The following is a 14,229-nucleotide window of genomic DNA, read 5'->3' on the forward strand; positions in this document are numbered from 1 at the left end:
CTTCGGCTAGCTCGTCAGCCTCATGAACGCGCCCAGTTCGACCAATCCCGCAGGCGTACTGGGCATGTACTGCGTCAACGCGTGCGATCGAACGATGATCGCGCACCACTTGCCGCGTGAGACAGCAACATTGAGACGGTTTCGCGACAGCAGGAACGACATCCCTCGCGGGACGTCCTCGACGGCAGATGCGGCCATCGACACGATTGCCACCGCAGCCTCGCGGCCCTGGAACTTGTCGACGGTCCCGACCTCGACCTCCGTGAGACCGGCCTCGGTGAGATCGCGCTCGACGGTGCCCACCTGGGCGTTGTACGCCGCGACTACGAGAATGTCCGACTGCTCCAGCGGCCTGGTTCCCTCGAACTCGCTCGGGTCGGTCCAAGGCGTACCGAGAAGGCCCTGGATCTGGCGAACGATTTCCTGGGACTCTTCCGGGGAGTAGGTGGAATTGCCGCGGTGATCGACGAACACCGTGTGTACTCCGGCAGCGAGTCCGTCGAGTTTTCTTGCCGCACTCACGGTTTCCTGGGAATGCAGCTTGCCCTCGTACGACAATGCGGACACGGGCGCACACAGATCCGGGTGCATCCGCCACGTTTTCTCGAGGAAGTAGCCGAGTTCGGGTGGCAGTGCGCCGTGTCCCTCGGCGAGCCAACCGAGTGCCGATTCGTCGACCGGTTCGGGGTGAGTGCCTTGGCTCACCTGCGGCAACTGCTGCGGATCGCCCAGCAGCAACAGGTTTCGCGCGGAAATCGCGACGGCAATGGTGTTCGCCAGCGCGAATTGGCCTGCTTCGTCCACGACGAGCAAGTCCAAGCTGCCCGCTGGAACACGATCGGTGTTCGAGAAGTCCCACGCAGTGCCGCCGATGACACAGCCGACGCCTTCGGCCTCGGCGATGAATCCCGCATATTCTTCGGATGCGATGTCCTGCCATTCTGCGGTCTTGCTCCGGCTGCCCTTCTTCGCGACCAGTGCAGGGTCCACGCCGGCTTTCAGAATGCCGCCGAGCATGTTCTCGACCACCGAATGTGATTGTGCCACCACTCCGATTCGCCACTGATGTTGTTCGATCAGTGTCTTGACGACACGAGCGCCCGTGTAGGTCTTGCCCGTACCAGGGGGACCCTGTACTGCCACGTAGGAATCGTCGAGGTCGAGAAGTGCGGCGGTGATGGCCTCCGCGTAGTTGTTGTCGGTCCCGACGGGAGGGAGCGGTGAACCCGAGCGTGTCCTCGGGGTGCTGCGCCGGAGAATGTCGACCGCTGCGACGGGTGGCAGTTCGGGCAGGATCTCGCTGGCGGCGGCTGCGGCAGCGGCGATCGACTTCTCCATACGTCCCGTGGGAATCGGACGACCAGGTGCCAACGCGACTGGGGTATCGAGGTATTCGTCACCGCCGAGCAGTTCTTCGACGGTGACCACGTCGAGCCCTTCGGCCTTGACCACGGCGGTGACCTTGACGCTGCTGGTGCCGCGTTGGGTGGGGTTCTCGCTTGCAACGGCATCCGGGGAGGGGGTTGCGTAGAGCGCGAAAAGATCACTGCCCGGGCTCAAAGACGTTCCGGTGCCGAAACTTCCGGTCAACTGGATGTGGCGACGAAACTTCTTCTGCCGCGGGGTGCTCTTGTGCCAGTCCGCTTCGATTTCGGACTGCTCGACCACCATGACGTCGCGGATGTCCACCAGGTCTTCGATCGGTGTGACCAATCGGTCGAAGTGGGCCCACCAGTACGGCTTCCGCTCGCGATTGTGGTATCCGACCGCTGCGGCCAGTAGAGCAGCTGCCTGCTGATCGGGGGTACGCGTCGAACCTGCCTTGTGTCCTGCGAATTCGCGGAGCGCGATCTCCGATTCGGTGAGCTCCTCGAGTGGAATCTTGATCTGCCCGGTCGGCTCACGAAGTTCGACGCCGTGTTCGGCGGCGCGCTCCGCAAGCCAATCACGCAGGCGCAGGGTGGATTCGCAGTCGTACTCGTTGTAGTCGGAGATACCCTGAAGAAGTTCCCGGGCCTGGTCGGCTTGTCCGCCGTCGCGCAATTCGCAGTAGTCGGCATAGGCGACGACCGAAGCGGCGGCATTGGTCACGTCGCCGTCGCGGCCGTGCTCACCCATGTAGAGCGGCTCGAGTTTCTTGATGCTGTACGAGCGTTGTCCGATCCGCAGGCACGCGCGGACGATCGGGTACAGGTCTACGAGCACGTTCTCGCTGAGCAGCGTGTCCACGGTCTGCTCGCCGACACCGTGACGTGCGGCCAAGCGCAACAGCGCCGATTTCTCGTACGCGGCGTAGTGGTAGATGTGCATGCCTGGATGAGCTTCTCGACGCGCGGTGACGTAATCGAGGAAGTCGAGGAGCGCCTGGCGCTCGCCCTCGCGATCGTGTGCCCAGAACGGCTTGAACACGTAGTCGTCCGCAGGCCCTTCGACCACACCGAACAGATACTCCAACCCCCAATCGGTGGACCCGTCCTCGGCCCAGAGCGGATCGCCCTCGAAGTCGAAGAAGATGTCACCGTCGTCGGGGATGGGGAGTCCGCCGAGCGCCGAGGGTTCGTAGACCTCGAATTCGGCGTCGCCGGACAGTTCCTGGCGTAGTTGAACCGCGGCCTGTGCACGGAGTTTGTCGAGTGTTTCCCGGCGGATGCCCTCGACTGGGCCGGTGCTCGCGGCGAGTTCGTCGATTGTCGTGATCCCCGAGACGATCAGCTGTTCACGCTGATTGCCGCGGACGCCCGCAACCAGCAGCAGGTCTCGATGGCTTTCGACCTCGACGCTGCAGGTGTCGCATCGACCACAACGCAGGTACCGATCGTCGAGCCACTGTGTCGGTTTCCCCTCGGCGCGGTGCTCGTCGAGGACTCGTTCGAGTTCAGCTCTACGTGCCGCGAATACCGGCGCGATGTCTCCGATGTCGTGCGACGACGTGCTGCCGTCGCCTAGCAGTAGATGAACTTGATCGGAGGCGGCGATTGCATTGCGCTCCAACGCATCCGCGTATGCGGCGAGTTGTAGAAGTGCCGACACCTTGGCGTGCCGGGAGAGCTTGCTGTCGTAGACCGCGTAGGTGTCGCCTTCGCGGACGAGGAAATCGCAGAACCCGAGGAAACGGCCGTCGAAAAAGGTTCCCTGATAAATGACTGGCGCGCCCGATCGTGCTGCCTCGACGGTGGCCAACGTGGCAGCGGTCAGGCCTGCGCGTGAGTGTTCCGGTCGCGGCATGACGACGACGCCGTCTCCGTGCTGATCGATGAACTTCTGAAGCTGTTCGCGCTCGTGCGAGTCGCCGAGGCTCGACGTCCGCTCGAGCATCGGATCCGCCTCGGCGGCCTCGGCCGCGATCAGACCGGTTCGGGCGTCGAGTTGCCGCAGCAGTGCGAACTCGCACGAGGCCGCAGCCGAGAGGTCGCTGGCGCTGTAGACGATCTGATCATCGAGTAGGAACACAGGGCGATTGTGCCATCGCTCACCGACAAGGCAACCCACCAGTAATCGCCCACGAGCCGCGGATACCGGTAGCGGCGTGCAGAATGACGATCATGCCTTTCTTCGACGGACGAACCGGTCAGGTGCACTTTCGGCATTGGCCGGCGGCAGGGGGCGCGGTGCCCACGGTGTCACTGGTCTTTCTGCACGGTCTCGGTCAGCACAGCGGCCAGTATCACCGCTTCGCGGGCGCAATGACGGCGTCGGGGATAGACGTGTGGGCGATCGATCACACCGGGCACGGTTTGTCGGAGGGTGATCCGGGAGTCGGGGCTCCGCTCTCCGATCTTGCCGCCGACGCAGCAACGCTCGCTGACATCGCTTTGGCGGAACTGCCCGAAGTCCCGCAGGCGGTGATGGGCCATTCCTTGGGTGCGGTGACGGCGCTGACGATGCTGGCTCATCGCGATCACGATTTTGCCTCCGCAGTGCTGTGCGGCATTCCGCGCAGTGCGGTCGAGCAACACGGGTGGGCGGAACTCTCCGACGCGGGCATCCCAGTCCTGGTCGTTCACGGTACCGACGACCGGATCGCCCCGGTCGATCCCGTCCGGGACTGGGCGCGGACGCTGCGCAACGTCGAGATGCGCGAGTTCGAGGACGCCGGTCACGACCTGCTGCACGAGAAGGTTCACGCCAGTGTCACCAACGTCAGCCGTGAATTCCTTCTCGCGCATTCCAGGTAGTCCTCTCAGGAGAGCGCGCCGAGCACCTCTTTCGACGTGACGGGGTGGGAGAACATCGGGTAGTCGTAGGTGATCGCGTTCTCGTGTTCGGCGACCGAAGTTCCGGCTACACAATCGGTGAGTGTGATGACCCGGTAGCCGTTCTCGTATCCGGTGCGCATGGTCGATTCGACGCAGCAGTTGGTCAGGAAACCGCCGAGAAGGATCGTGCGAATTCCTTTGCTACGCAGAATGAAATCGAGGTTGGTGCTGGCAAAAGTGTCGAGTCCACGCTTGCCCTCGATGACGATGTCGCCGTCTTTCGGAGTGAGGTCGTCGACGATAGCGGCGCCCCACGAACCCTTCACGAAGGCCTTTCCGTCGACGACGCCCTTGAGGATTCCGTACGGATGCGAGGTGATTTCGTTGTACCCCTCGGCGAAGGTGATCGGTGCGTGCATCACGGTGACACCCGCCGCCCGGGCCGCATCGACCAGCGCGGCGGTGTTCGCGAGGAGTCCGTTCGATTCCATGACTGGTGCGACGGCCTCGTGGAGGACACCGCCTTCGGTGGTGAAGTCGTTCTGGTACTCGATGAGCACGACGGCGGTGGTCGCGGGATCCAATTCGAGCTTGTCGGTCATGGTCGGCACCTTCTCTGTTGTGGTCCGGGTCACGAATCTCCTCAATTAAACAGTTTGTCAGACAAGCAGGCAAGGGGTGGTAGCGTCGCGGCATGGATACGACTCCGTTGTCGCGCATGCCGCTCAGCCTTGCCGTGTCGGGACGAATCCGCGCTGCCATTCTCGACGGTTCACTCCCGGTCGGTGAGGCATTGCCCACCGAACAGGAACTTGCACAGACGTTCTCGGTGGGTCGATCGACGGTCCGTGAGGCCCTTCGGGTTCTGCAAGCGCAGGGATTGTTGACCGGCGCGGACACCACTTCTACTGCCAGGCCTCGGGTGACGCACGAGCATACGGCCGATTCCGCGGCCACAGCTCTCAGCACGGCGTTGCAGGTGGGTGCAGTTCCATTGGGCGATCTTGTCGAATTGCGAGTGCTGCTCGAAGCTGCTGCGCTGCGCACTGTCGTCGCGGTGCCGAACGGCGCCCGGGATGCGATCGAGCGGATGCGCGTCGCAACCCTTGCCGACGACTCGGTCGCATTCCACGACGCCGATGTCGACTTTCACGTTGCGCTGGCCGGAGCCGGCGGGAACAAGGCGTTCGGGTTGGTCATGACGGTTCTCCGCGACAGCATCGCCGGCTACCTGCTGAGTGAACTCGACTCGCGCGAGAACTCGGCGGCCACGCTCGGCGCACTGTTGGCAGAGCACGAGGGTATCGCTGACGCGATCGAGCGCGGCGCAGCTGACGAGGCCGCCGTTTTGGTCGAGCGCCATGTGCGCGGATTCTACGAAGGACGAACACAATGACCACGAGTATCGATCTGTTGGATGAACGCTTGCAGAAAGCGGTGGGGGACAGGGCGACAACCGATCCCGACCGAATGGGCGCGTACGTCCGGGATCAATCACTGCTCACCGCAGCCGGAAGGCCCGCCGCGCTGGTCAAGGCGAAGACGGTCGACGACGTCGTTGCGGTCATGACGGTGGCCCACGAACTCGCCGTTCCGGTGGTGACACGAGGGGCGGGTACCGGGTTGGCCGGCGCTGCCAATGCGCTCGACGGATGCATCGTCCTGAGCGTCGCGGGCATGGATCGCATTCTCGAGATCGATCCTGCCGCGCGCACCGCCACGGTGGAGCCCGGAGTGATCAACGGTGACCTGGCGGAAGCTGCTGCACAGCAGGGCCTTTGGTACGTACCGGATCCGGGAAGCCGGTCCATCTCGAGTATCGGCGGCAATCTGGCGACAAATGCAGGCGGCATCTGTTGCGCCAAGTACGGCGTCACCGGTGATCACGTTGCGGCCCTGACGGCGGTACTCGCCGACGGGCGTGTGATCCGTACCGGTGCACTGACGCGCAAAAACGTTGCGGGGCTGGACCTGACACATCTGCTCGTCGGGTCGGAGGGCACTCTCGCGGTCATCGTCGAAGCCACGATGCGGTTGCGTACGGCGCCCACTGCCGCGACCACTGTGGTCGCCTTCTTCGATTCCGCGGAGTCCGCGATCGATGCCGTCCTCGCCGTGTCGGCAGTGGCCGAACCGTGTCAGATGGAGTTGATGGACGACGTCACCATCGGCGCCGTCAATCGGCTGACCAAGATGGGGCTGGACGAATCGGCCGGGGCGATGCTGCTCATCCAGTGCGACGGTAGGTCGGCGGCCGCCGAGGCAGCGGACTGCGCCGCGGCGTGCGAAAGTGCCGGGGCCCGAGAGGTTTTCCACACCGACGATCCGGTGGAAGGTGAAGAGTTCACCGCCGCGCGCCGCATGGCCTTGCCGGCTCTCGAGGCGTTGGGCACGGTACTTCTCGACGACGTCGCGGTGCCGGTGCCGGCGTTGCCGTCCATGTTGGAATGCATTCGTGAAGCGGCCGATCGCCACGGCGTCACGATCGGAACCTTCGGTCACGCCGCCGACGGCAATCTCCACCCGACCATCGTGTTCGACGCTGCCGAATCGGGTGCGCAGGATCGTGCGCGCGGAGCTTTCGACGACATCGTTGCCGGCGCACTGGCGTTGGGCGGAACGATCAGCGGTGAACACGGTATCGGGGTTCTCAAAGCGCCGTACATGGCGGACATGGTCGGCCAGACCGAACGCGAAATGATGCTTGCAGTCAAGGCCGCATTCGATCCGAAGAACATTCTCAATCCCGGACGAGGTATCTGAGCGGTTCGTCCGTGCCTCAGTCGCCGGAAATTGCGCTACCAGACGAACGTGTTGCCGCACGACGCTTTTCAAGTGACGATGGCCCTCATGAAGCTGTTGATGCTCGGAGGAACACGGTTCCTCGGCCACGCTCTCGTCGATGACGCTTTGGTCCGGGGCTGGGAGGTGACAGTGCTCCATCGTGGGCTCACCGGAGCGCCACCACCTACAGCGGAGGTCCTGTTCGCGGATCGCACCGATCAGCGTGCGATGGTTGATGCGCTCGGTGATCGTCGATGGGATCTTGTCGTCGACACCTGGTCGGGTAGCCCCCGAGTGATCGGGGAAAATGCGCGCGTCTTACTCGGTCACGTCGACCGGTACGCATACATCTCCAGTGGATCCGTCTACCAATGGGGCTTGCACGTAGACGAGACCTCACCAGTGGTGGCCGCATCTGCGACCTCCGATGACTACAGCGATTACGCGTCCGCCAAACGCGGGGCCGAACTCGCTGTCCTGGAATCCTTCCCGGACGCGTTACTCGCGAGGGCAGGGTTGATCCTCGGCCCGCGCGAGGACATCGGGCGGTTGCCGTGGTGGCTGCAGCGTATCGCGGCGGGCGGACGTGTCGTTGCTCCCGGAGTGCCGACCAGACCGTTGCAGTACGTCGATGCCCGCGACATCGCAACCTTTGTCCTGTCCGGACTGGCCGCCGGGATCAGCGGGGCATACGACGTCATCAGCCCGTCCGGCCACACCACTACCTCCGGACTCCTCCAGGCGTGCGTGGTTGCCACCGGTTCGGACGCTGAACTCGTGTGGATCGACGAGGACAGGCTGGCGGCCGCTGGAGCGCAGCCGTGGACACAACTTCCGTGTTGGGTGCCGCAGGAGGGTGAGTTCGCGGGCTTCCTCGAAGCCGACACCGCCAAGGCGGGGCAAGCAGGGCTGCGGTGCCGGCCCGTCGAAGACACCGTGCGCGATACCTGGGAGTGGATGCAGCGGGAAACTCTGCCGACTCAGCGGGAGGATCGTGCGGTGCACGGCCTTCCATCCGAGATCGAAAAGGAACTACTCTCCGCCGGACAGTGAAACGGGTCTGGCCCGGTTCGCATTCGAACCGGGCCAGACTCGTGAAAGACGCTCGATCAGGCGTACAGGTCGCTGATCTTGGTCTTGTGAGCTTCGTGAATGATGTTGCGCTTGAGCTTGAGCGTCGGCGTCAATTCACCGGTCTCCTGGGTGAAGTCGACCTCGAGGATCGTGTACTTCTTGATCTGCTCGGGGTTGGAGACCTTCTTGTTCGCGTCGGCAACGGCCGAGTCGATCTCGGCGATCAGGTCGGCGTTCTTCACCAGATCGGCAATCGGGGTGCCGGCGGGCAGGCCGTTGCGCTCGACCCAACCGGGCAGAGTCTCCGGATCGAGGGTGATCAGTGCACCGATGAACGGCTGACCGTCGCCGACGACGAGGCACTGGCTGATCAGAGCGTGCGCGCGCAGGGAATCTTCGAGGCCTGCCGGAGCGACGTTCTTGCCGCCCGCGGTGACGATGATTTCCTTCTTGCGTCCGGTGATGGAGACGTAGCCCTCGTTGTCGATCGAGCCGAGGTCGCCGGTGTGGAACCAGCCGTCGACGATGGATTCGGCAGTGGCCTTCTCGTTGTGCCAGTAGCCGGCGAACACGACCGGGCCCTGCAGGAGGAGTTCGCCGTCCTCGGCGATCCGTGCTGCATGGCCGTTGATCGGCTTGCCGACGGTGCCGACGCGCTGCGCGCTCGAGGTGTTGACGGTGATTGCGGCGCTGGTCTCCGTGAGTCCGTAGCCCTCGTAGATCGGGATGCCGACGCCGCGGAAGTAGTGGCCGAGGCGCGCGCCGAGGGCTGCGCCACCGGAGACTGCACGCTCGCACTCGCCACCCAGAGCTGCGCGCAACTTCGAGTAGACGAGCTTGTCGAATACCGCGTGCTTGAGCTTGAGTGCCAGTCCGGGGCCACCCTTTTCGAGGGATTCGCTGTATTCGATGGCGGTGGCAGCAGCCTTGTCGAAGATGCTGCCCTTACCGCCGTCGACTGCCTTCTGGCGAGCCGAGTTGTACACCTTCTCGAACACGCGGGGCACCGAGAGGATGAAGTTGGGCTTGAAGCCGGCGAACTGCTCGAGCAGCGTCGTCAGGTCCGACGTGTGGGCGACGGTGACCTTGGCGTCGAAAGCGCCGAAGGAGATCGCTCGCGCGAATACGTGGGCAAGCGGCAGGAACATCAGAGTCTTCTTGCCGGGGACCATGGACTCCGGCATCGCCAGGCGGCAGGCGTTGGACTCGGCGTAGAAGTTGGAGTGCGTCAGCTGGACACCCTTGGGGCGTCCGGTGGTTCCGGAGGTGTAGATCAGGGTCGCGGGCGAGGCAGCGGTGACCTGGTGACGACGAGTGTGCAGTTCTTCGTCGGTGATTGCCGAACCGCGACTGGACAGCTCGTCGATCGCACCCGACTCGATGACAAGAACCTCGCGGAGGGCTTCTGCGCCGTCGGTGACTTCCTTGTGAGTCTCCGCGTGCTTGGCCGTTTCGACGACCAGAAGTGTCGTCGCTGAATCCTCGAGGATCCACTGCGCCTGATCAGGGGAGGAGGTCTCGTAGATCGCGACGGTGCATCCGCCTGCAGTCCAGATGGCGTAGTCGAGAACGACCCACTCGTAGCGAGTCGCGGACAGGATAGCGACGCGGTCGCCGAGCTCGACGCCCGAAGCGATCAGGCCCTTGGCAACTGAGGAGACCTGCTTCGCGAATTCAGCTGCAGTGACGTCGACCCATCCACCGTTCGACGGCCTCTTGAACGGCACGAATGTGGGGTCTTCTTCGGCGTGACGGAACACGGAGTCGGCCATGGATACGTTCTCCGGAATTGAGAACGACTGTGGAACTGAGAACTCGCGCACTATTGACCCCTCCAGTGACTACTGACATTTCTGATGTGCATTGCATCACATTAGTCGTCATTTTGCACTGTCGTTACTATTCGGTAGAACTGGTCGGGCGCTGACCTGCAGTTTAGTGTGACCGCCTGTTTACAGGTACTCAGGCGACGTGTTGGAGCGTGCGACCGTGCACGGACAGCCACCGCCGAATTGCGTAGTCCAATCGGTCCGGATCCACTCCGAGTTGCTCTGCAGTAGCTGCAAGGATCTCCGAGGTGTCTCCCGGCAACTCGGTGGTGCCGAGTGTCGCGCTGATGAAGGTGTCGGCAGCGGTCCCCAGATCGGTGTGCGGAATTCCGGCCAACATCAACAGGTGGGCCCAGGTCACTTCGGAACCGTCTCCGCACGCGTCCACCCAGGCATGGTGAACGGCTTCGAGAGCGTTGTCGGAATCGGCGGCCGACAGCAGGTCCTCGACGCTGTCGATCCGCAAGTGATGGAGTTTCTCGGCGACCTGTTGGATGTGCCGTGCCTCGATCGGGACACCCGTCGCCGTGTAGCGGCGCTTGTACGAGCCGATCTTGCCTGCCCACTGGTCCGAACTGCCGGCTTCCTCGAAGGTGCGGAGTAGTTCACGTGCGCCATCCGTGACGGGTTTGTCCTCGCGGGCTTTCCGGTACGCCAGGTAGCGATCGACGACGGTCACTTCGCTGTGACCCGACGTGGACTGAACGGATTCGATGATGCACAGGGCGAGGCTCTGTCGATAAGCGTCTGACGCAACCCAGGCGGAAGGGTCGCCCAGGCGGTCACGGCACGCAGCTGCGACGGCGTCGACGGTATCGGTCGAGATGGTCACGGTTCCTCCAGAAAGCCGAATTCTTTTGTTCCATTTGGGCTATCGGCACCGAGGAGCGAAATGTTGCACACATCACAAATTCTCAGAGATCTCTTGGACTGTGCTCAGGCTGGAGAGGTGTGCACTCAGGCGAGGAAGGACAGCACTTCGTCGTCGCTGAGTTGATGAAAGTCCTCGAATGCAGCACCGACGCCGCCTAACAGGGCAGGAACGAAGGGGCAGACGACCCGATCGGCGGAGCACGCGATCACTCTCATGGCTTCGGGGGACGCTACTGGGACAGCGACGATCACGGAGGCAGCACCCGCGGTGCGCGCGCATCGGCAGGCAACCGCGGCACTCGCGCCCGTAGCCATTCCGTCGTCGACGATCACCGCAGTGCGTCCGTGGAGGGAAACCGGGGTCCGCCCCTCGCGCAGGAGATGCGCCCGCCGTTCCAATTCGGTTCGCTCGTCGCGTTCGACGGCGACGAGTTCGCTTTTCGAGACGCGAACCGCTGCGATGACGTCGTGGTTGAGGACCCGCACGCCGCCCTCACCGATAGCGCCCATCGCCAGTTCCGGGTTGTACGGACTGCCGAGCTTGCGCACCACCACGATGTCGAGCGGAGCGTTCAGTGCCGCAGCCACCTCGGCTGCGACCGGAACTCCGCCGCGCGGGAGTCCGAGAACGACGGGCTTGTCGATACGCAAGGTCTCGAGCCGCCCGGCCAGAAATTTGCCGGCGGAAGATCGATCCCGATACTGGGTCACTGCGTTGTCCTCGAGAAGCTCGAACCCCGACCAGTTCGACGCTACTCGCTGCAGGTCACCGCGACGAGACTGTGAACCTCCGCAGCGCGAGAGCAGGATTCTTCTCGCGTACCTCGGCGATGCGAGCAGCCGAAACGAGTGCGGTGGTGACCCCGACCTGCTCGCCAAGGGAACACATCACGACGCCCATCGGGTCGACGATCATGCTGGCACCCGCGCCGCCGCGCGCGCTCTGATCTGCCGCTGCGATGTACATCGTGTTTTCGATGGCCCGGGCGCGCACGAGAGTGGTCCAGTGGTCTTCCTTGAGCGGCCCCGGCACCCACTGGGCGGGCAGGAGCAAGATGTCTGCGCCGACGTCGACGATGCGCCGGGTGACTTCCGGGAAGCGCAGGTCGTAGCAGGTCTGGAGGCCGAAGGTCAGGCCGTCGCACCCGAAAGTCTGCGGTTCGGTGATCTCGCCCGCGCGGATCACGGCCGACTCCTGGTAACCGAAAGCGTCGTAGAGATGCAGCTTCCGGTAGGTCGCCACCAGTTCGCCGTTCGGGTCCATCGCGACGAGGGTGTTGGAGATTCTGCTCACGTCGTCGATCCGCTCGTTCATTCCTGCCACGAGGAAGATTCCGAACTCCGCGGCCACCGACGCCAGCGCCGAACCGAATTCGCCGTCCAGGTCCTCCGCGGACTCGATCAAACGCTCATCCGTCTTCGGTGCGGTGAACATCGAGTATTCCGGCGCCACGACAACTTTCGCGCCCCGTGCTGCTGCATCGGAAGCCAGTGATCGCAGTGATTCGAGGTTGGCTTTCGTGTCCGTCCCCGGGGCGAATTGGGCAATCGCGACAACGGTCTGGGAGGGGGTGGCTGCGGTGGCTGCGGTCATGCTCCATACGCTAGGCGAAACCCGCTGGGAGGGTGGATCTGTCGTAAAAGCACCCCCGGTATGTCGTCGTGTCTATACTCTATCCGCTAAACTGCTGGTCAAATGAGTGATATTGAGCGTGACCCCGAACCCCCAACATTTGCCGACCTCGACATCGATGATCGGGTACTGAAGGCACTGTCAGACGTGGGCTACGAGTCGCCCTCGCCCATTCAGGCTGCCACCATTCCGCCACTGCTCGAAGGCAAGGACGTCGTCGGTCTCGCACAGACCGGTACCGGCAAGACCGCAGCCTTCGCAGTTCCCGTTCTGTCGCGGATCGACACGTCGATCAAGCAGACCCAGGCGCTGGTGCTTGCTCCCACGCGTGAGCTGGCGCTTCAGGTTGCCGAGGCCTTCGGCAAGTACTCCGCGCACATCCCCGGACTCAACGTCCTGCCGATCTACGGTGGCCAGAGCTACGGCGTCCAGCTGTCCGGACTGCGCCGCGGTGCGCACGTCGTCGTCGGTACGCCTGGTCGTGTCATCGACCATCTCGAAAAGGGCACCCTGGATCTGACCAATCTCAAGTACCTCGTTCTGGACGAGGCCGACGAGATGCTCAAGATGGGCTTCCAGGAGGACGTCGAGCGCATCCTCCGCGACACCCCCGGCGACAAGCAGGTCGCTCTGTTCTCGGCAACGATGCCCGGCTCGATTCGCCGGATCTCGAAGCAGTACCTGAACAATCCGGTCGAGATCACCGTCAAGTCCAAGACGTCGACCGCCTCGAACATCACGCAGCGCTACATTCAGGTTGCTCATCAGCGCAAGCTCGATGCACTGACCCGCGTCCTCGAGGTCGAGGCTTTCGAGGCGATGATCATCTTCGTCCGTACCAAGCAGGCCACCGAAGACCTTGCGGAGAAGCTGCGCGCCCGCGGGCACTCGGCCGCCGCGATCAACGGTGACATCGTCCAGGCCCAGCGTGAGCGGACCATCGGTCAGCTCAAGAACGGCGCCCTCGACATCCTCGTCGCGACCGACGTTGCTGCTCGAGGCCTCGACGTGGATCGAATCTCCCACGTCGTCAACTACGACATCCCGCATGACACGGAGTCGTACGTCCACCGCATCGGTCGTACCGGCCGCGCCGGTCGTCAGGGTGACGCGTTGCTGTTCGTCGCCCCGCGTGAGCGTCATCTGCTCAAGTCCATCGAGAAGGCGACCCGTCAGCCGCTTGCGGAGATGCAGCTTCCCAGTGTCGACGACGTCAACGCCCAGCGCGTGGCCAAGTTCGGTGACTCCATCACCGAGAGCCTGGCCTCGGAGAATCTCGCGATGTTCCGCAAGATGATCGAGGACTACGACCAGGAACACGACGTTCCGCTCATCGACATCGCTGCCGCTCTGGCGTTGCAGTCGCGCGACGGCGAAGCATTCTTGCTTTCTCCCGAGCCGCCGGCACCGCCGCGTCGTGAGCGCGAGCCTCGTGAACCACGTCCTCCCCGTCGTTTCGACGACGGCCCGGCCCCGCGCTCGCGTGGGCCCGAGGGCCAGGAGCTGGCCGCGTACCGCATCGCCGTAGGCAAGCGTCACCGCGTCGTTCCGGGTGCCATCGTCGGTGCCATCGCCAACGAGGGTGGGCTTCGTCGAAGCGACTTCGGGCACATCAGCATTCGCCCGGATCACAGCATCGTCGAGCTGCCGGCCGACCTCTCCAACGAGACTCTCGAAGCTTTGCGTCGCACACGCATCTCCGGCGTCCTGATCCAGCTGCAGCCTGATTTCGGCCCGCCGCAGGGACGTCCGAGTGGCCGTGGCGACCGTGGTGGCCGGGACGATCGCGGTGGACGTGACGACCGCCGCGGTGGCGGACGCGATCGCTACAACGACTGAC

Annotated in this window: 11 protein-coding genes; 5 read left to right on the top strand and 6 right to left on the bottom strand. The window is 63.7% G+C overall.

The genetic code is table 11. The features are described from left to right. Positions 1–6 precede the first annotated feature (6 nt). Positions 7–3,450 carry a bifunctional RecB family nuclease/DEAD/DEAH box helicase gene (locus RWT78_RS02255; protein ID WP_042923388.1) on the bottom strand — a complete coding sequence of 1,148 codons (3,444 nt, stop codon included), beginning with the start codon at positions 3,448–3,450 and terminating at the stop codon, positions 7–9. Between the two features lie 83 nt (positions 3,451–3,533). On the opposite strand from RWT78_RS02255, the gene RWT78_RS02260 reads away from it, so the two are divergent. Beyond that, on the top strand, positions 3,534–4,175 hold the full coding sequence (locus tag RWT78_RS02260; protein WP_208690434.1) for an alpha/beta hydrolase: 642 nt from the start codon (positions 3,534–3,536) through the stop codon (positions 4,173–4,175). Positions 4,176–4,180: 5 nt separating this feature from the next. Here RWT78_RS02260 and RWT78_RS02265 read toward each other — a convergent pair whose 3' ends face one another. Further along, complete coding sequence (locus tag RWT78_RS02265; protein WP_030536921.1) at positions 4,181–4,798, bottom strand: cysteine hydrolase family protein; 618 nt, start codon at positions 4,796–4,798, stop codon at positions 4,181–4,183. 92 nt (positions 4,799–4,890) lie between these two features. Between RWT78_RS02265 and RWT78_RS02270 the strand changes: the two genes are divergently transcribed. The 3 genes from RWT78_RS02270 to RWT78_RS02280 all read left to right on the top strand — a co-directional run bounded on the left by RWT78_RS02270 (position 4,891) and on the right by RWT78_RS02280 (position 8,033). Further along, a complete protein-coding gene (locus RWT78_RS02270; protein WP_007736157.1) occupies positions 4,891–5,592 on the top strand; it encodes a FadR/GntR family transcriptional regulator in 702 nt (233 codons plus the stop codon). Next, positions 5,589–6,959 carry an FAD-binding oxidoreductase gene (locus RWT78_RS02275; RefSeq protein ID WP_215516012.1) on the top strand — a complete coding sequence of 457 codons (1,371 nt, stop codon included), beginning with the start codon at positions 5,589–5,591 and terminating at the stop codon, positions 6,957–6,959. The genes RWT78_RS02270 and RWT78_RS02275 overlap by 4 nt, the downstream gene beginning before the upstream one ends. A gap of 87 nt (positions 6,960–7,046) precedes the next feature. Beyond that, positions 7,047–8,033, top strand: coding sequence for an NAD-dependent epimerase/dehydratase family protein (locus RWT78_RS02280; RefSeq protein ID WP_241199014.1), 987 nt, complete (start codon positions 7,047–7,049; stop codon positions 8,031–8,033). A 56-nt stretch (positions 8,034–8,089) separates the two neighbouring features. On the opposite strand, the gene RWT78_RS02285 is transcribed toward RWT78_RS02280, so the two are convergent. The 4 genes from RWT78_RS02285 to RWT78_RS02300 all read right to left on the bottom strand — a co-directional run bounded on the left by RWT78_RS02285 (position 8,090) and on the right by RWT78_RS02300 (position 12,350). Beyond that, positions 8,090–9,877, bottom strand: coding sequence for a long-chain fatty acid--CoA ligase (locus RWT78_RS02285; RefSeq protein ID WP_003945133.1), 1,788 nt, complete (start codon positions 9,875–9,877; stop codon positions 8,090–8,092). A 139-nt stretch (positions 9,878–10,016) separates the two neighbouring features. Then, the gene (locus RWT78_RS02290) at positions 10,017–10,715 is read right to left on the bottom strand and encodes a heme peroxidase (protein WP_314673513.1); all 699 of its coding nucleotides are present in this window, start codon (positions 10,713–10,715) and stop codon (positions 10,017–10,019) included. Positions 10,716–10,840: 125 nt separating this feature from the next. After that, positions 10,841–11,467, bottom strand: coding sequence for a phosphoribosyltransferase (locus RWT78_RS02295; protein ID WP_054825881.1), 627 nt, complete (start codon positions 11,465–11,467; stop codon positions 10,841–10,843). A gap of 55 nt (positions 11,468–11,522) precedes the next feature. Beyond that, on the bottom strand, positions 11,523–12,350 hold the full coding sequence (locus tag RWT78_RS02300; RefSeq protein ID WP_314673519.1) for a carbon-nitrogen hydrolase family protein: 828 nt from the start codon (positions 12,348–12,350) through the stop codon (positions 11,523–11,525). A gap of 102 nt (positions 12,351–12,452) precedes the next feature. On the opposite strand from RWT78_RS02300, the gene RWT78_RS02305 reads away from it, so the two are divergent. After that, positions 12,453–14,228: a DEAD/DEAH box helicase gene (locus RWT78_RS02305; protein WP_003945121.1), complete on the top strand. Its 1,776-nt coding sequence runs from the start codon at positions 12,453–12,455 to the stop codon at positions 14,226–14,228. The last annotated feature ends 1 nt before the right edge of the window (position 14,229 follow it).

It is taken from the genome of uncultured Rhodococcus sp., from assembly GCF_963525155.1.
GTDB classification, from domain to species: Bacteria; Actinomycetota; Actinomycetes; order Mycobacteriales; family Mycobacteriaceae; genus Rhodococcus_F; species Rhodococcus_F qingshengii.